Origin of the sequence: Marinobacter alexandrii (assembly GCF_005871205.1) — a bacterium.
Taxonomy (GTDB): Bacteria; Pseudomonadota; Gammaproteobacteria; order Pseudomonadales; family Oleiphilaceae; genus Marinobacter; species Marinobacter alexandrii.
Window position 1 is genome coordinate 225,672 of sequence record NZ_SWKM01000013.1, and the last position, 17,028, is coordinate 242,699.

At 58.7% G+C, this 17,028-nt stretch carries 15 protein-coding genes; 11 read left to right on the forward strand and 4 right to left on the reverse strand.

What is annotated here, in order from left to right; translation table 11 throughout:
• Positions 1–272: 272 nt before the first annotated feature.
• Both ilvG and FCS96_RS11975 read left to right on the forward strand, forming a co-directional pair.
• A complete protein-coding gene (gene ilvG / locus FCS96_RS11970) occupies positions 273–1,988 on the forward strand; it encodes an acetolactate synthase 2 catalytic subunit (RefSeq protein WP_138440607.1) in 1,716 nt (571 codons plus the stop codon).
• Positions 1,985–2,275, forward strand: coding sequence for an ACT domain-containing protein (locus FCS96_RS11975; RefSeq protein ID WP_138440608.1), 291 nt, complete (start codon positions 1,985–1,987; stop codon positions 2,273–2,275). Before ilvG ends, FCS96_RS11975 begins: the two co-directional genes overlap by 4 nt.
• Before the next feature lie 340 nt (positions 2,276–2,615).
• Here FCS96_RS11975 and cynS read toward each other — a convergent pair whose 3' ends face one another.
• The gene (gene cynS / locus FCS96_RS11980) at positions 2,616–3,059 is read right to left on the reverse strand and encodes a cyanase (protein WP_138440609.1); all 444 of its coding nucleotides are present in this window, start codon (positions 3,057–3,059) and stop codon (positions 2,616–2,618) included.
• Positions 3,060–3,430: 371 nt separating this feature from the next.
• On the opposite strand from cynS, the gene FCS96_RS11985 reads away from it, so the two are divergent.
• Genes FCS96_RS11985 through FCS96_RS12015 form a run of 7 tightly spaced genes read left to right on the forward strand, consistent with a single transcriptional unit; the run spans position 3,431 to position 11,855 of the window.
• Complete coding sequence (locus FCS96_RS11985) at positions 3,431–5,050, forward strand: ABC transporter substrate-binding protein (RefSeq protein WP_138440610.1); 1,620 nt, start codon at positions 3,431–3,433, stop codon at positions 5,048–5,050.
• A 22-nt stretch (positions 5,051–5,072) separates the two neighbouring features.
• Positions 5,073–6,101, forward strand: a complete 1,029-nt coding sequence (locus FCS96_RS11990) for an ABC transporter permease (RefSeq protein WP_138440611.1) — start codon at positions 5,073–5,075, stop codon at positions 6,099–6,101.
• A gap of 1 nt (position 6,102) precedes the next feature.
• Positions 6,103–6,996, forward strand: coding sequence for an ABC transporter permease (locus FCS96_RS11995; RefSeq protein ID WP_138440612.1), 894 nt, complete (start codon positions 6,103–6,105; stop codon positions 6,994–6,996).
• Positions 6,997–7,029: 33 nt separating this feature from the next.
• Positions 7,030–8,724 carry a dipeptide ABC transporter ATP-binding protein gene (locus FCS96_RS12000; RefSeq protein ID WP_138440613.1) on the forward strand — a complete coding sequence of 565 codons (1,695 nt, stop codon included), beginning with the start codon at positions 7,030–7,032 and terminating at the stop codon, positions 8,722–8,724.
• Positions 8,721–9,446, forward strand: coding sequence for a GntR family transcriptional regulator (locus FCS96_RS12005; RefSeq protein ID WP_138440614.1), 726 nt, complete (start codon positions 8,721–8,723; stop codon positions 9,444–9,446). Before FCS96_RS12000 ends, FCS96_RS12005 begins: the two co-directional genes overlap by 4 nt.
• Positions 9,443–11,017 (forward strand): gamma-glutamyltransferase family protein, encoded by a 1,575-nt coding sequence (locus tag FCS96_RS12010; protein ID WP_138440615.1) that lies wholly within the window; start codon positions 9,443–9,445, stop codon positions 11,015–11,017. The genes FCS96_RS12005 and FCS96_RS12010 overlap by 4 nt, the downstream gene beginning before the upstream one ends.
• Before the next feature lie 46 nt (positions 11,018–11,063).
• Positions 11,064–11,855: a sulfite exporter TauE/SafE family protein gene (locus FCS96_RS12015; protein WP_138440616.1), complete on the forward strand. Its 792-nt coding sequence runs from the start codon at positions 11,064–11,066 to the stop codon at positions 11,853–11,855.
• 95 nt (positions 11,856–11,950) lie between these two features.
• Here FCS96_RS12015 and FCS96_RS12020 read toward each other — a convergent pair whose 3' ends face one another.
• The 3 genes from FCS96_RS12020 to FCS96_RS12030 are packed head-to-tail and all read right to left on the reverse strand — an operon-like array spanning position 11,951 to position 15,119.
• A complete protein-coding gene (locus FCS96_RS12020) occupies positions 11,951–13,132 on the reverse strand; it encodes a thiolase family protein (protein WP_138440617.1) in 1,182 nt (393 codons plus the stop codon).
• Positions 13,133–13,180: 48 nt separating this feature from the next.
• Positions 13,181–14,332: an acyl-CoA dehydrogenase family protein gene (locus tag FCS96_RS12025; RefSeq protein WP_138440618.1), complete on the reverse strand. Its 1,152-nt coding sequence runs from the start codon at positions 14,330–14,332 to the stop codon at positions 13,181–13,183.
• 25 nt (positions 14,333–14,357) lie between these two features.
• Complete coding sequence (locus tag FCS96_RS12030; protein WP_138440619.1) at positions 14,358–15,119, reverse strand: SDR family NAD(P)-dependent oxidoreductase; 762 nt, start codon at positions 15,117–15,119, stop codon at positions 14,358–14,360.
• Between the two features lie 111 nt (positions 15,120–15,230).
• Between FCS96_RS12030 and FCS96_RS12035 the strand changes: the two genes are divergently transcribed.
• Both FCS96_RS12035 and FCS96_RS12040 read left to right on the forward strand, forming a co-directional pair.
• Complete coding sequence (locus FCS96_RS12035; RefSeq protein ID WP_138440620.1) at positions 15,231–15,680, forward strand: MerR family transcriptional regulator; 450 nt, start codon at positions 15,231–15,233, stop codon at positions 15,678–15,680.
• 89 nt (positions 15,681–15,769) lie between these two features.
• Complete coding sequence (locus FCS96_RS12040) at positions 15,770–16,936, forward strand: isovaleryl-CoA dehydrogenase (RefSeq protein ID WP_138440621.1); 1,167 nt, start codon at positions 15,770–15,772, stop codon at positions 16,934–16,936.
• The last annotated feature ends 92 nt before the right edge of the window (positions 16,937–17,028 follow it).

Sequence of the window (17,028 nt, forward strand, 5' to 3'; positions counted from 1 at the left end):
AAAAAATCACAAGAAACGGTTGCAACCAATTAAAAACGTGAGGTAGATTCTAACCGAACGTAATTAACGAATTCAGAGCAGATTGTTCATCTTATGAATCTCAGCGCAGTGGTTGTCCTAGTGAAGCTTATCCTGGTGGTCGTGGTACCGTCCGGGGGCTTTTGCGTGGACAAGCGGGTGAGATAGCAACAACCTGACAAGACACCAAGAGCCCCCGGCACCGAAAGGTCCGGGGGCTTTTTTTTGCCGCCACAAAAAGGAAAACATCGATCATGAACGGCGCACAGCACATTCTCGACGCGTTCCATCGCCACGGCATCTCCACCGTTTTCGGCTACCCGGGTGGCTGCATCATGCCGCTCTACGATGCTCTAGTGGATGATGTCGGAACCGAACACGTGCTGTGTCGCCACGAACAGGGTTGTGCCCTGGCCGCCGACGGCTATGCCCGCGCCAGTGGCCAACTGGGCGTGTGCATCGCCACTTCCGGACCGGGTGCAACCAACCTGATCACCGGTGTCGCCAACGCTCACCGGGATTCCATCCCGATGCTGGTGATCACCGGACAAGTGCCTTCCGGCCTGATCGGCACCGACGCCTTTCAGGAAACCGACGTTCTGGGCATGACCCTGGGCATCGTCAAACACAGTTACCTGGTGGACAGCGCTGATGAGCTGGCCGCCATCATGGACGAAGCTATTGAGCTCGCCCAAAGCGGACGCCCCGGGCCAGTATGGGTTGATATACCCAAGGACGTGTTGCTGGCATCGGCCCCGGCGCGCTCTTGTGAGCCCGAAGCCGCAAGTGCTGCCAAAACCGCCAGCGCCACCACCGATATTTCCGAAGCCATGACCATGCTGCGCTCGGCCCGAAAGCCCCTGCTCTACAGCGGTGGCGGTGTGAGCCTGGCCCACGCTGAAGACAGCTTCCGCGAATTTACCCAAACCGCTGCCCTGCCCAGCGTTGTCACCCTGAAAGGTATCGGCAACAGCGGAAAGCACAGTGCCCATCACCTGGGCATGCTGGGCATGCACGGCTCCCGCGCCGCTAATCGCGCCGTCGACGAATGCGACCTGCTGCTGGTCATCGGCGCCCGCCTGGATGACCGGGCCACCGGTAAACTGGACACTTTCGCCCCCAACGCCCGGACCATCCACATTGACGCCGACGCCGCCGAGATCAACAAACTGCGGTCGGTGGATCTGGCGTTGCGGGGTGATTTGAACGGTATCCTCCAGGCAATGACCACCGAGTTTAAATCGGCTCCACTGGCGATCAGCGACTGGCAGACCCAATGCCGCACCTGGAACACCACCGGTGGCTTCAGCGCCGCGGACAACGAAGAGCCTCTGGCACCCATCACCGGCCCCGCCTTTGTGCGGCAATTGTCCCGTATTGCACCGGATGACACTGTCATCGCCTGCGATGTTGGCCAACACCAGATGTGGGTGGCCCAGCATTACCAGTTCGACCACCCTCGCCACCACCTCTCCAGTGGCGGCCTGGGCACCATGGGCTTTGGCTTGCCCGCCGCCATTGGCGCCCAGTTTGCTGATCGCCGCAGCACCGTTATCAATGTCGCGGGCGATGGCTCGTTCATGATGAACGCCCAGGAGCTGGCCACTATTCGCCGCTATAACCTGCCGCTGAAGATGATCATCCTGGACAACCAGTGCCTGGGCATGGTCCGCCAGCAGCAGGAGTTGTTCTACAGCAACCGCGAAAGCCAGATTAACCTGGACGACAACCCAGACTTCGTCGCCATGGCCCGCGCCTTCGACATCCCTGCCCTGCACATCGAACGCACCGATCAGATCCGCCGCGGTATCGAAACCATCCTCGCCTACGATGGCCCCATGCTGCTGCACGTTGCCATTGCCCGTGAAGAAAACGTCTGGCCCATCGTCAAACCCGGCGCCAGCAACCGCGAAATGATCGACGAAACCAAAAAGCGCACCACCACCGCCCAACGGGAGCACGTTGCATGAACCCTTCCACCCAGCCCGCAAACCAGCCTTCAACCCCGAGCTACACCCTGACCTGTCGCATGTCTCAGGAAGCCGCGGCCCTGGAGCGCCTTTGCCAGGTGGTCCGGATTCGCGGTTTCAAGATTGCCCGTATGGCCGTCGAAAGTGCCGGTGAGCATTTGGACATTGCCCTCACGCTGGAAGGTACCCGGCCCATTGCGATGCTTCAGGCGCAGTTGCTGAAGTTGCATACGGTGGCTGAGGTTGTCCTTGATCAGGGGGCTTTGGCGCGTTCGCTTCGAGCCTGATTTGGGAGTTGGGTTCTTTGTAGCCTGTTGGTTTTGGGGGCGGGTACGCGGGCGGGCAACAACCGATAGGCCGACGAGAGAAAAGAAAAAAGGGATGAGAAAAGGAAAAGCTTGGTTTGAAGGGGCGGCTTGAAACTTTAACGAAGTAGACGCCAATCCCTGGCACCAACAATCGAAAAGCCTTTCCTCCGTGAACCCGTGTGGTCAGCTCGGCGCGGGGTGGTAGGTGGATTTTCTGCCGGAAAAAGATGTTTGAGCGCAGCGAGTTATTTTCCCAAAGAAAACTCCACCTGCCACCCCGCAAGCCCGCCCCCAAACCAACCAGTCTACGAGACCAAAACTACCAGGCTTTGTAAGGCAAAAACTTCCCATTCATAGTCACAACCACCCGATCCCCCTTCGGATTCTCTTCTTTCTCCACATCCATGGTGAAATCAATCGCACTCATGATGCCATCGCCGAACTTCTCGTGAATCAGTTCTTTCAGGGTATCGCCATACACACCGACAATTTCGTACAGGCGATAGATAAGCGGGTCCTGAGGGATGGCATCGTCCCAGGATTTCTTGGGGCACACCTGCAGGGTCGCGGCGACTTCCTTATCAAGGCCCAGGGTTTCGCATAAGGCAAAGGCTTTGTCTCCCGCCAGGCTGTTCATGCCCAGGCAGGCCGAGGTGGTAAACACGGGGGACAGGCCAATGGCCGAAGCCAGTTTTTCCCAGGACACGCCTTGGGTTGCTTTGGCTTCCAAGATTTTTGCCGTCATCAGTTCTTTGTTCATCATGGACATTTCCTCTGCGTTTGCACTGATTGAGTGCGATACCAGCCCTCTAAGGCGCCTGATCGCGGTTTGGACATATTCCACCCTTAACTTCAGCAGGGTTCGTGCCACAAACAGTCGATCCCTTTATTCGGAATCGATTGGGCTCAATCGCGAGCAAACTGTCACATGCACAGAGACTCTTCTTGGTGCCACGAACGGAATTTCGAACCATTAGCGTGCATGCAAAATCGATGAATAACTCAAAACATTGCATTCACTTACTCCCACGACATCGCAACATTATGTTTTTCATGGACTTTTAAATAAGCTTTCAAAGCTGGCCCGGCAATTGCGATTTCCCAGGCATCTTCGATCCGAATGGAGCATGCACCATGAACCGTCGCAATTTCCTTAAGGGCGCCACAACTCTCTCTGTTGGCGCCAGCCTTTTACCCCTCGCCCAACTGCTTCCCCGAGCTGCACAGGCGGCATCCAATGAAACCGCCGTGGTGGTTTTTGGCGGCACCATCAACAGCCTGGACATTCACCGCTCGGGCACCAACCGCGCCAGTTACCAGGTTGCAATCAACTGTTACGACCGTCTGGTCAGCTTCGGTACCAAGCAGACTGCGGATGGTTCATTCAGTTACGACTTCAGCAACGTTCAACCCGAACTGGCCGAGTCCTGGGAAATCAGCGACGACGGCACCGTGATGACTTTCAAGATCCGCAAGGACGCTACGTTCTGGGATGGCAAGCCGGTGACCGCCCACGATGTGAAATGGTCACTGGACCGGGCGGTCTCTCTCGGTGGCTTCCCCACGGTCCAGATGAAAGCCGGCCGGCTTGAGTCTCCGGATCAGTTCAAGGCTATTGATGATCAGACCTTCCAAATCACGTTGCCGTTTCCTTCAAAACTGGCGCTGCCCGATCTCGCCACACCGATCCCGATCATCATCAACTCGGAGGTCGCCAAAGCCAACGCCACGCCAGATGACCCATGGGCAACCGAATACCTGCATCGCAACCCCGCCGGCTCCGGCGCTTTCAAGGTAATGCGGTGGAACGCTGGCGAGCAGCTGGTTTACGAACGCAATGACAACTGGGCCTGTGGTCCGCTCCCTGGCTACCAGCGTGTCATGCTGCGAGAGGTGCCGGCGCAGTCGACCCGAAGGGCATTGATCGAGCGTGGCAGTGTCTCGGCATCCCAAAACATTCCCAACAAAGACGCCAAGGAGCTCGCTGAGAAGCAGGGGGTAAAGGTTGTCAGCACGCCGATCGAGAACTGCATATATTCGCTTTGTACCAACCTCGACTTTGAGCCATTCAAGGACAAGCGGGTTCGCCAGGCCGTGGCCTGGTCCATTCCCTATGAAAAGATCTTCGAACAGGCCGCCTATGGCCAGGGTGTTCCCATGTGGGGTGGCGCAGATCAGGTCACCAGCATTGCCTGGCCGCAGAAATCGCCTTACGAACAAAATCTGGAGAAGGCGCGGGCCCTTATGGCGCAAACGGCCTACAAGGACGGCTTCGAAGTACCCCTGTCATTCAACCTGTCGGTGGCCGACTGGGCCGAGCCTACAGCCCTGCTGATCCAGCAAGGTCTGGCGGAGATTGGCATCAAGGCCAGCATTGAGAAAATTCCGGGCGCCAACTGGCGCACCATTGCCCTGGTGGAAAAGAAGCTGCCCCTGCACCTCGAGAACTTCGGTGGCTGGCTGAACACACCGGACTATTACTTCTTCTGGGCCTACATCAAGGGCAACCTGTTCAACTCCTACAATTACGACAACCCCGAGATGGCCAAGCTGATCGACGATACGCTCGACATGGCCATATCCCACCCGGATTACGCCCCGAATGTCACGCGGATGATCGAAATCGCCTTCGATGACATCCCCCGCATTCCGCTGTGGCAGCCAACCCTGAACGTGGCATTCAAGGAGGGTGTGGAGGGCTACGAATACTGGTTCCACCGTCAGATGGATATCCGTCCGCTGAAGCCTGCCTGATCCACTAAACAAGGAGTTCACCGTGTCTCTGGGCGTCAAATCCAAACGGGTTCTTACCCGACTGCTGCAGGCCGTACCCACGGTCTTCGGCATCCTGGTCGTGTGCTTTATCCTGACCCGGGCCCTGCCCGGAGATCCGGCCGCCTATTTCGCTGGAGATATGGCCGATGAGGCGTCAATTGAGCAGGTGCGGGAAAATCTCGGTCTGGATCAGCCCCTGCCGATCCAGTTCGTCACCTACGTTGGTGATCTGCTGCAAGGCGACCTCGGAGTCGCCATCTCGACCGGCCAGACGGTAACCCAGGAACTGGCCAAGCGGCTTCCGGCGTCGCTGGAGTTGACCCTGGGCGCGCTGCTCCTTGCCCTTACCATCGCCGTTCCCCTGGGCGTTCTGGCCGCAACCCGGCCGAACTCCTGGGTGGATCACCTGTGTCGCTTCCTGGTAACTGCGGGCGTCTCCCTGCCGACCTTCTTTACCGGTCTGGCGCTGCTGTACGTCTTTTACTATTTGCTGGGCTGGGCACCGCCACCTATGGGCCGGCTCGACATGATGTTTTTGCCGCCGGAATCAATCACCGGTTTCTACACTATCGATTCGCTGATTGCCGGTGACTGGGCCCTGTTTAAGGCATCCCTGGCGCAGATGGCGCTGCCCCTGATTACCCTGGCGTTGTTCACCCTGGCCCCCATCGCCCGCATGACCCGGGCAGCCATGCTGCAAACCCTGGCCAGCGATTATGTCCGTACCGCGCGCGCCGCCGGTCTGAGTCGTCGCCGGGTGCTGATCACCTACGCGTTCCGAAATGCCTTGCTGCCGGTTATCACCACTCTGGGCATGGTGTTCTCCTTCGTACTTGGCGCCAATGTGCTGGTTGAGAAAGTGTTCGCCTGGCCGGGTATTGGTTCGTTCGCAGTTGAGGCACTGGTGGTTTCAGATTACGCCGCCGTTCAGGGTTTCGTGCTTTCCATGGCGCTGTTGTTCGTGGCGCTCAATCTGCTTATCGACGTGACCTACACACTGATCGACCCCCGCGTTGGCGAGGACAGCTAATATGAGCAATCTGGCAATCACTCCGTCCACCGCCCCGCGCGCTCAAACCCGCGAGGGTTACTGGCATCACCTGCGCTACATCATGGCTGAGAATCCGCTAACCGGGATCTCGTTTGGCTTGTTTTTTGGCCTCATTGCGGTTGCGATCTTCGGCCCTTACCTGGTGCCGTTCGACCCGGTTGCTACCGGCGTAGGCCCCGCGCTTCAGCCCCCCGGCGTCAGCCACTGGTTTGGCACCGATCATCTGGGGCGGGACGTGTTTTCACGGGTGGTCGTGGCAACCCGGCTGGATCTCCTGATATCTGTGTCCGCGGTGACATTATCCTTCGTTTTCGGCTCAATCATCGGTTGCTTCGCCGGTTACTTCGGCGGCTGGACCGACCGGATCTCCGGCCGGCTGATGGACACCATCATGGCCTTTCCTTTGTTCGTTTTGGCCATGGGGATTGTGGCTGCCGCCGGTAATTCCATCGAAAACATTGTCTACGCAACCGCCATCATCAACCTGCCCTTCTACGCCCGCATGGCTCGGGCCGAAGTCAGCATTCGCCGAAATGCGGGCTTTGTTCAGGCCGCGCGGTTGTCGGGCAACTCCGAACTGCGAGTGCTGTTTGGGCATATTTTCCCGAATACCCTGCCGCCGATGATGGTGCAGATTTCCCTCAACATGGGCTGGGCCATCCTGAATGCCGCGGGGCTGTCGTTCATTGGTCTGGGCGTACAACCACCCATGCCGGAGTGGGGCATTCTGGTCGCTGAGGGCGCCAACTTCATTATTTCCGGTGAATGGTGGCTTGTGGTGTTCCCAGGCATGGCACTGATGTTGGCGGTGTTCACCTTCAACCTCATCGGTGATGGCCTCCGAGACCTGGTCGATCCGCAGCGTCGCACTTAAGGCAAACCTTCAGGACATTGTTGAGGAACCACCATGACTCCCCCTTTACTTGATATCCAGCGCCTGAGCGTCGATTTTGCCACCCGTCGAGGCACCGTTCGGGCCATCGATTCCATCTCCCTGTCCGTCGCCAAGGGTGAGACCCTCGGAATCGTGGGCGAATCCGGATCGGGCAAATCGGTAACGTCTTATGCGGTGATGAACATTCTGGATCGTGCTGGCAAAATCGCCGGCGGGAAAATCTCCTACGGCGGTATGTCGATGCATAAGATCTCGGAACGGGACATGCGGGACATACGTGGCCGGGAAATCTCGATGATTTTCCAGAACCCGCGGGCAGCGTTGAACCCGATTCGGAAAGTCGGCCAGCAAATCGCCGATGTACTGGTTCAACACAACCAGGCAACCCGGGCCACTGGTCGCGCCAAAGCCATCGAGATGCTCCTTGCCGTAAAAATCAAGGATGCCGAAAAACGCTATGAAGCCTACCCGTTCGAGCTATCCGGCGGCATGTGCCAACGGGTTGTCATTGCCATGGCCCTGGCCTGCAAACCTCAATTGCTGATTGCCGACGAGCCCACCACAGGGCTGGATGTCACCACCCAGAAAGCGGTCATGGATCTGATTACCGAGCTGACTGCCAAGTTCAACATGTCCACGATTCTGATCACTCATGACCTGGGGTTGGCGGCCGCCTATTGCGACCGGCTGCTGGTGATGGAAAAGGGACACGTGGTTGAACAGAACACGTCGGAAGCCCTGTTCAATAGCCCGCAAAAGGCCTACACAAAGCAACTTCTGAACGCCACTCCCCATCGCGACTCCTACGTGCGGGATCTGCTCACCCCGGAACAGCAGGCCCAGGCCCTGGCTCTGCCGGCGTCGACCGAACCCGGAGCTGCCCTGTTGTCGGTGAAGTCGTTAAAAAAAGAGTTCGGCAAGCCCGGCAGCGGTCATCATCACGTCGCTGTGCGAGACCTGTCCTTTGACATCCGCAAAGGTGAAAGCCTCGGATTAGTGGGCGAAAGTGGCTGCGGCAAGTCCACGACATCGTCCATGATCATGCGCCTGCTGGACACTACAGAGGGCTCCATCGAGTTTCTTGGCCAGGACATTGCCGCCATACCAGCCAAGCAGTTCGCCCGCCACGCCCTGCGCGGCAAATTGCAGATGGTATTCCAGGACCCCACCGACAGCCTGAACCCGCGCTGGAGCGCCGAGCGTTCCATTGTCGATCCACTGCTCCGCCTTTCCCCAGACATGCCCGCCGCTGATCGACAGGCCCGGGTTCTGGAGCTGGCTTCCCTCGTGGGGCTGCCGGTTGAATTGCTGAACCGTTTTCCACACCAGCTCTCAGGCGGACAAAAAGCCCGGGTGGGTATTGCCCGGGCCGTCGCCATGGAACCGGAACTGTTGATCCTGGACGAGCCCACGGCAGCGCTCGACGTCTCAGTACAGGCTGTTGTCCTGAATCTGCTGGAAGATCTCAAACACAGGTTGGGCATGAGCTACCTGTTTATCAGCCATGATCTCAACGTAGTCCGGCTACTGTGCGATCGAATTATTGTCATGCAACACGGCGAGATCGTTGAGCAGGGGCATGCCCACGAGATCATGGACACGCCAAAAACCGACTACACCCGCAGCCTGCTAGCCGCCATTCCACATCCACCGGCGGCGGATGCTTCGATAACAGGAAATACTGAACTCCAGGACGGAGCATTATGAAAGACAACGAAGCCGTGAGTCTGCGCAAAGGCACGGTGGTCGATTCCATAGTTCAAACCCTGGCCGACGACATTGTCAGCGGCCAGCTAATGCCCGGCACCAAGTTGGATGCCCAGGCCATGGCCGAGCGCTTTGGCGTTTCAAGGACACCCATCCGCGAAACGTTCGGACATCTGGCAGCCATGGGCCTGGTCACTCACCGCCCCAACCGGGGCGTGGTGGTTGCAACCCTGTCGCCAGAGTCACTGACCGACCTGTACGAGGCCATGGCCGAGCTTGAGGCATCATTGGCCAGGCTCGCCGCGCTGCGGATGAACAGCCGCCAGCGTGAAGCTTTGGAGCACCTGCATAACGAGTCCATACACCTGGTGCGGGACGGCACGTCGGACCAGTACAATCGGTTTAATCACACCTTCCACACCCTGATCTTTGAAGCCGCGCGCAGCCCTCAACTACAGCAGTTGGCCGAAACCACCCGCACCCGCCTGGCCCCGTTCCGGCGAGCCCAGTTCCGGCTCAACAACCGATTGAGCAAATCCTGGGAGGAACACGACGCCATCGTGCGCGCAATTCTCGCGGGTGACGCAGACGGGGTTGCCAGGCTGATGCGCGCCCATGTCCAGACTGTCAGCGCCATGTCGGCCGAGTTCATTGCTGAACATCAGCATCGTCCGACGGCGGCAAACGTTGATGAACCGGTATACCGGAAAGCGGATCGATGAAGGCGAGCTCCCCTAATGGCGTCATTTGTACGCCACACGCTCCCGCAACCGATACCGGTCTCGACATTCTCCAGGACGGAGGCACCGCTATTGATGCTGTGCTGGCCGCCAGCGCGTCCCTGGCCGTAAGCTATCCCCACATGACCGGCATCGGCGGTGATGCCTTGCTCATGATCAACGACGGCCACGGCATCAAGGTGATCATGGGGCTGGGCCAGGCCGGCCAGGTCCTGCCTGACGGTGGAAAAATCAGCGAACGGGGACCGGCCTCAGCAGCGACCACCGCCGGCGCTTTGCGCGCGTGGCAGCGGGCGAAATCGATCAGTAGGGACCAGTGGGGCTCCAGGCTGGAATGGCCCACACTGCTGGCTCCCGCCATTGAGCAGGCACGCAAAGGCACGCCAGTGTCCCAGTCCCAGGCCTTCTGGCAGCGACAGCGAGAGGCTCTGATCGCGCAGCTACCGGATCTCCAACGGCTGTGCTGTGACCTCAACGGCAAGTTACGTCCCGAGGGGAGCACGCTGCATCAACAGGAACTTGGCAATACCCTGGAGCAGCTCGCGCGGGCAGGTATCGACGACTTCTATCAGGGTGAGATTGCGCAGGAGCTTGCTAGAGGCTTCCACGAGATGGGCAGCGGCCTCACGGCTCAAGACCTTGCCCATACCCAGGCCAGCATTGGTGAGCCGCTGCGGGTACGATACCGGAACGGCTTCCTCTACAATTTTCCACCGCCAACCCAGGGTATCTATACGCTCAGGGCGCTCGCAGCATTGAACCAGATGCCACTCTCCAAGCTTGAGAACGGTGGTGCCAATTACTTCCACTGCCTGATCGAAGCCATCAAACACCAACTGGCCATTCGCAACCGGGAACTCGCTGACCCCGCCTACTTTCCTCTTCCGTTGCAGGATCACTTGTCCGACGCCGCAGCCCGGAAAACCTTTGCGAAAATTAAGATGGGGCGGGCAGCCCCCTGGCAAGAGCAGGGGCAGCCCGCAGACACTATCTGGATGGCTGCCTCGGATCGGCAAGGGCGCACCGCCTGCCTGATGCAAAGCCTGTTTCACGATTTTGGTTCTGGCTGCATGGTCGGTAATACCGGCGTGCTCTGGTCAAACCGCGCGGCCAGCTTTCGCGCTGAGGCCCGGCATCCCAACGGCTGGGCGCCGGGCAAAATTCCGGCTCACACGCTGAACCCGTCGTGCTATCTCGCAGACGATGGCACCCAATGGTACTTCGGCAGCCAGGGCGGCGACGGCCAGCCTCAGACGCAGATGGTTCTCGCCACTCAACTTATCGACTACCATCGCTCGATTGATAGCGCGCTCGTGGCACCCCGATTCCTGCTGGGACGAAGTTTCTTTGGCAGCAGCGAGAATCTCAAGCTCGAACAATCGGTGCCCGAAAACGTGAGCGCGGAGCTCTCAGCACGGGGCCATCAGGTCGAACCGATTCCGCAGTTGAGCCCGTTAACGGGCCAGGCCGGGGCACTTATGGTGTCAGCTGACGGCTTTAAAGAGGCAATGCACGACTCGCGGGGCCAAGGCACTGCCAGAGGGCTGAGTTAGCCGGCCGGAATAATAGAAACCAGAAAAATATCTTCAGGACTTGCTTATGGACATTATTATCGCCTGTTCGGTACTCGGCATCATTGCGGGCATTCTTGCGGGCATGCTTGGCATTGGCGGCGGGGTCGTTATCGTGCCGGCCCTGATCATCATCCTCGGCGTTCAGGATTTCCCCGCAGAGTCCATTGTCATAACAGCGGTCGCAACCTCGCTCTGCACCATCATCTTTACTTCCATTTCGGCCGCCCGATCACAAATCAAACGACAAGCCGTGGACTGGGATATCTTCAAGCGCTGGTCTGTCACGGTCGTGCTTGGCAGCTTTCTCTCAGGTTTCATTGCCGCCCGCCTTCCGACCCTGGTTTTGGAAGTTGGCATTGCCTGCTTCCTGCTGGTGGTTTCACTCATCATGCTGAGCCGCTGGGTTCCGGATCCCGCCAGAACCATGCCGGGTAAAGCCGGTACTGCCGGCCTGGGGCTGTTCAGCGGCACGCTATCTGGCCTTGCCGGAATCGGCGGCGGCAATGTGATGGTGCCCTTGATGGTGTTCTTTAATGTGCCCATGCAACGTGCTGTGGCCACCTCCAGCACCCTGGGTTTCCCACTGGCGCTGGTCGGCACCATCGGTTATGCCATCTCAGGTTGGGGCGCCAATATCACCGACTGGTCATTCGGCTATGTCTACCTGCCTGCAGCAGCCTGCATTGCCGTATTCACCGTCCTCACCGCACCATTAGGAGTAGCGCTCAGTCACCGCATTCCAGCTGCCACGCTTAAACGCGGCTTCGGCGCATTTTTGCTGATTATTGCCGGACGGATGCTGTTTAACGCGTTCTAGGCTGAACAAGGAAGGATGTAAGAAAAAGAGGGTGGAAGGAATGAGGTCCGCCAACGCACGATGCGTGACGGACCTCAAAGGTTATTCAGGTTGGATCAGATCAGCTCAATAGCAACCGCCGTTCCCTCACCACCACCGATGCACAGCGATGCAACACCGCGCTTCAGGCCGCGTTGCTTCAGGGCGTTGATCAGGGTGATCAGGATTCTTGAGCCTGAAGAACCTATCGGATGGCCGAGCGCACAGGCGCCGCCGTGTACGTTCACCTTCTCCGGGGCCAGACCCAGCTCGTTAATGGCAGCCAGGGTAACCACGGCGAAGGCTTCGTTGATCTCAAACAGATCAACGTCGTCTTTGCTCCAGCCGGCCTTCGCCAGAACCTTTTCAATGGCACCAATGGGCGCCAGAGTGAACTCTGACGGCAGGCGGGCGTGCGTGGCGTGGGCAATGATTCGAGCCTGCGCAGTCAGGCCGCGGGCGTCGGCTTCAGCGGCTGAAGCCAGCACCAGGGCCGAGGCGCCATCGCTGATGGAGCTGGAGTTAGCGGCGGTGACCGAACCGTCTTTGGCAAAGGCCGGTTTCAGGTTCGGGATTTTTTCCGGCTTGGCGTTGCCCGGCTGCTCGTCGGTATCGACCACGGTATCACCGCCCCGGCCCGGCACACTGACCGGCACAATCTCATCCCTGAACCAGCCATTTTCGATGGCGGCCAGGGATTTCTGCAGGGAACCGATGGCAAATTCGTCCATGGCCTGGCGACTGATGTCGTACTTGTCCGCGGTGCGCTGGGCGAAAACACCCATCAGACCACCTTCGTAGGCGTCTTCCAGACCGTCCAGGAACATGCTGTCCATAACCTGGCCGTGACCCATGCGCATGCCAGAGCGTGCCTTGGGCAACAGGTACGGAGCCTGACTCATGTTCTCCATGCCGCCAGCAATCATGATGTTATTGGTGCCGGCCTTGATCTGGTCGTGGGCCATGATGACCGACTGCATGCCGGAGCCACACATCTTGTTGATGGTGGTGCAGCCGGAACTGTCCGGAATGCCCGCGGCGCGGGAGGCCTGACGTGCAGGCGCCTGGCCGAGGCCGGCCGGCAGCACGCAACCCATGATCACTTCCTGGACATCCGCCGGCTGGAGTCCGGCCCGCTCGATGGCTGCCTTGATGGATTCGGCACCCAGTTGCGGGGACCGTACCGAGCTCAGTGAGCCCATCATGCCGCCCATGGGGGTTCGGGCGGAGCCTGCAATTACAACGCTGTTGTCACTCATAACCTTTCCTCACTAATTCCTGTCGGCCTTTCAGCCTCTGCCCAACTTTCAACCTCTGCCCAAGACGGAGCGAGCAATGATTTCTTTCATGACTTCCGAAGTACCACCATAGATCCGCTGAACCCGCGCATCCATGAACGCCCGGGAAATCGGGTATTCGGTGGTGTAGCCATAGCCACCAAACAGCTGCAGACAGCCATCGGCTACCCGGCACTGCATCTCGGTGGCGCTGTACTTGGCCATGGAGGCGGTCGGCGCATCCAGCTCACCGCGCTCGTACTCGGCGATGCACTGATTCACGAACGCCTGGTTAACGCGGTAATCGGTCTCCATGCGCGCGATTTCAAAACGGGTGTTCTGCAGTTGGGCCAGTTTCTGACCGAACAGTTCCCGCTCCTGGGCGTAGGCAATGGTCAAATCCAACGCACCACGGGCCGCCGCGACGCCCAAGGCACCGATGACCAGACGCTCCCGCGGCAGCTCGTTCATCAGGTACATGAAGCCCTGCCCCTCTCCGCCCAGCAGCGCGGACGAAGGAATTCGCATGTCGGAGAAGAACAGCTCGGAGGTATCCCCGGCGTGCTGGCCGATCTTGTCCAGGTTACGGCCCTTGCTGTATCCCGGCAGAGAGGTATCCACCAGGAACAGGCTGATTCCGCGTGCACCGGCTGTCGGATTGGTCTTGGCCGCCACAATCACCATGTCGGCATGCTGGCCATTGGTGATAAAGGTCTTGGAACCGTTGAGGATGTAGTCATCACCGTCTTTCACGGCACTGGTACGAATAGCCTGCAGGTCACTGCCCGCGCCCGGCTCGGTCATGGCGATGGCACCCACCGCCTCACCGGAAACCATCTTCGGCAACCAGTACTGACGCTGCTCCTCGCTGCCCATGTGACTCAGGTACGGAGCGACAATGTCCGAGTGCACCATCACGTTGGTCGACAGGGCACCGAAGCCCATGCGGGCGAGTTCTTCACCCACCACCACCGAGTACTGGAAAGGCGCACCACAACCACCCCACTCTTCCGGCACGTCCACGCAAAGCATGCCGGCGTTGCCGAGGGTGTTCCAAAGCTCACGTGGCACCAGGCCAGACTTTTCCCAGGCTTCGTAGTGCGGCTTCACCTCGGTTTCGAGGGCCTTGATAACCGAATCCCGGAACAGGGCCAGTTCTTCTTGATCAACAGGGCTGGTCATTACTTTCTCCCGCCAATTAAGGCTATTACTTCGGCGCCATGCGCAGGGCACAGTCGAGACGAATTACTTCGCCATTCAAAATCGGGTTGCGAACCATCTGGTCCACCATCATGCCGAACTCTTCCGGCTTGCCCAGTCGTTTCGGGAACGGCAGGGTCGCCGCCAGGCTCTCCTGCACCTCTTCGGGCATACCGGCCAGCATCGGCGTCATGAACAGGCCTGGAGCAATGGTATTCACCCGGATGCCCTCACGGGCCAGTTCGCGCGCTGACTGCAGGGTCAGGGACACCACGCCGCCCTTCGATGCACTGTAAGCCGCCTGGCCAATCTGGCCTTCATACGCGGCCACGGAGGCCGTGTTGATGATCACACCGCGCTCACCGTCGGCGTTGGGCTCACGGGTTGCCATATCGGCAGCCGCCAGCCTCAGTATGTTAAAGGTACCAATCAGATTGACCTGGATAACCTTGCTGAACTTCTCCAGCGGCATCACGCCTTCGCGGCCCAGAATCTTGGAGGCCGGAGCAATACCGGCACAGCTCACCGCTACGCCACAGGGGCCGTGAGCCTCCCGGGCTGCGGTGATGGCCGCTTCCGCGCTGTCTGGCGACGTGACGTCACAATGCAGGAAGAGACCACCAATATCTGCTGCCACCTTCTCGCCCTGCTCCTGGTTAACATCCAGAATGGCGACCTTGCAACCAGCCGCAGCCAATGCCCGGGCAGCGCCCTCACCCAGGCCTGAGGCCCCACCTGTTACAATCGCCGCAACGTTTTTGAATTCCATTGTTTGCTCCTTTCTCGCGAATCCTGATGGATCTTTTTGTTTAAATGTCGACCGCAAATACTTTACGTTTACGTAAACTTTATCTAACCTAGCTCTAAAAAGGAAATAGCTATGGTCAAAAAAGAAACATACAGCATCAGTGAGCTCGCCAAAGAGTTCGATGTGACCACCCGAAGCATCCGGTTCTATGAGGATCAGGAGCTGCTAAAGCCTACGCGCCGGGGGCAGACACGCATCTTCAGTTCCAAGGATCGTGTACGGCTGAAACTTATTCTCAGGGGCAAGCGCATGGGCTTCTCCCTGTCGGAAACCAAAGAACTGTTCGACCTGTGGGACGAAACCCTCAGCGGCAACGAAAAACAGTTACTGCTGATGCTGGACACCTTGAGCCGTAAGCGTGCCCAGCTTGAACAGCAGAAGAACGACATTGCGATGGCCGAAATGGAAATGGACACCGCCGAAGCACGGTGCCGTGAAGCATTGGCAGATCTGGAACAGAAAAAGAAAGATCAGAAGATGCCGGCCAACGATGAAGAATCAACGACTGCCGAACAGAAATAGGCGTCAAGACACCTTTAGACAGGTGCCCTGCTCCCCAGCTGTCCGGCCTGAACAATTTGCCAGTAGAGATCATAGAAAAGGTAACTAACATGAAATCACAATACTCAGAGCTCAACTTCGGCCTTGGTGAAACCCTGGACATGCTGCGCGAGCAGATCAACGGCTTCGCGGCCTCCGAAATTGCTCCTCGCGCGGAAGAGATCGACCGCAAGAATGAGTTCCCCATGGACCTCTGGCGCAAAATGGGCGATATGGGCCTGCTGGGTATTACCGTTTCCGAGGAATACGGCGGTTCTGACATGGGCTACCTGGCGCACGTTATCGCCATGGAAGAAATCAGCCGGGCTTCGGCCTCTGTTGGCCTGTCTTACGGTGCCCACTCCAACCTGTGTGTGAACCAGATTCACCGCAACGGTACCGAAGAGCAGAAGAAAAAATACCTGCCCAAGCTGGTCAGCGGCGAGCACGTAGGTGCACTGGCTATGTCCGAGCCCAACGCCGGCTCCGACGTTATCTCCATGAAACTCTCAGCCCGGGACGAAGGCGACCACTTCGTGCTGAACGGCAACAAGATGTGGATCACCAACGGCCCTGACGCCAGCACCTTCGTGATCTACGCCAAGACCGATACCTCAGCGGGCTCACGCGGCGTTACCGCGTTTATCGTTGAACATGACTATCCGGGCTTCAGCCGCCACCAGAAACTCGACAAGCTCGGCATGCGCGGCTCCAACACCTGTGAACTGGTGTTCCAGGACTGCAAAGTACCCCGGGAAAACATCCTGGGCGGTGAAGGCAATGGTGCCAAGGTTCTGATGAGCGGCCTCGACTACGAGCGCCTGGTACTGTCCGGCGGCCCGCTGGGCATCATGCAGGCAGCCCTCGACGTCACCGTGCCCTACATCCGCGAGCGCAAACAGTTCGGCCAGGCTATCGGTGAGTTCGAGCTGGTTCAGGGCAAGGTGGCCGACATGTACACCTGGATGAACACCGCCAAGTCCTACGTCTACATGGTTGCCATGTCCGCCGACCGAGGCGAAACCACCCGTAAAGACGCCGCCGGCGCCATCCTCTACTCCGCAGAAATGGCCACCAAACTGGCCCTGGACGCCATCCAGCTGCTGGGCGGTAACGGTTACATCAACGAATACCCGACAGGCCGCCTGCTGCGTGACGCCAAGCTGTATGAAATCGGCGCGGGCACCTCAGAAATCCGCCGGATGCTGATCGGTCGAGAGCTGTTCCTGAACAAGTAATCGTTCAGGAAACCACTGCCCACGTTTGACAGGGTTTGTGGGTGGGGCTTTCCGGGAATGTCGTAGGCCAGGGATGGCCGAAGACAAGCGCA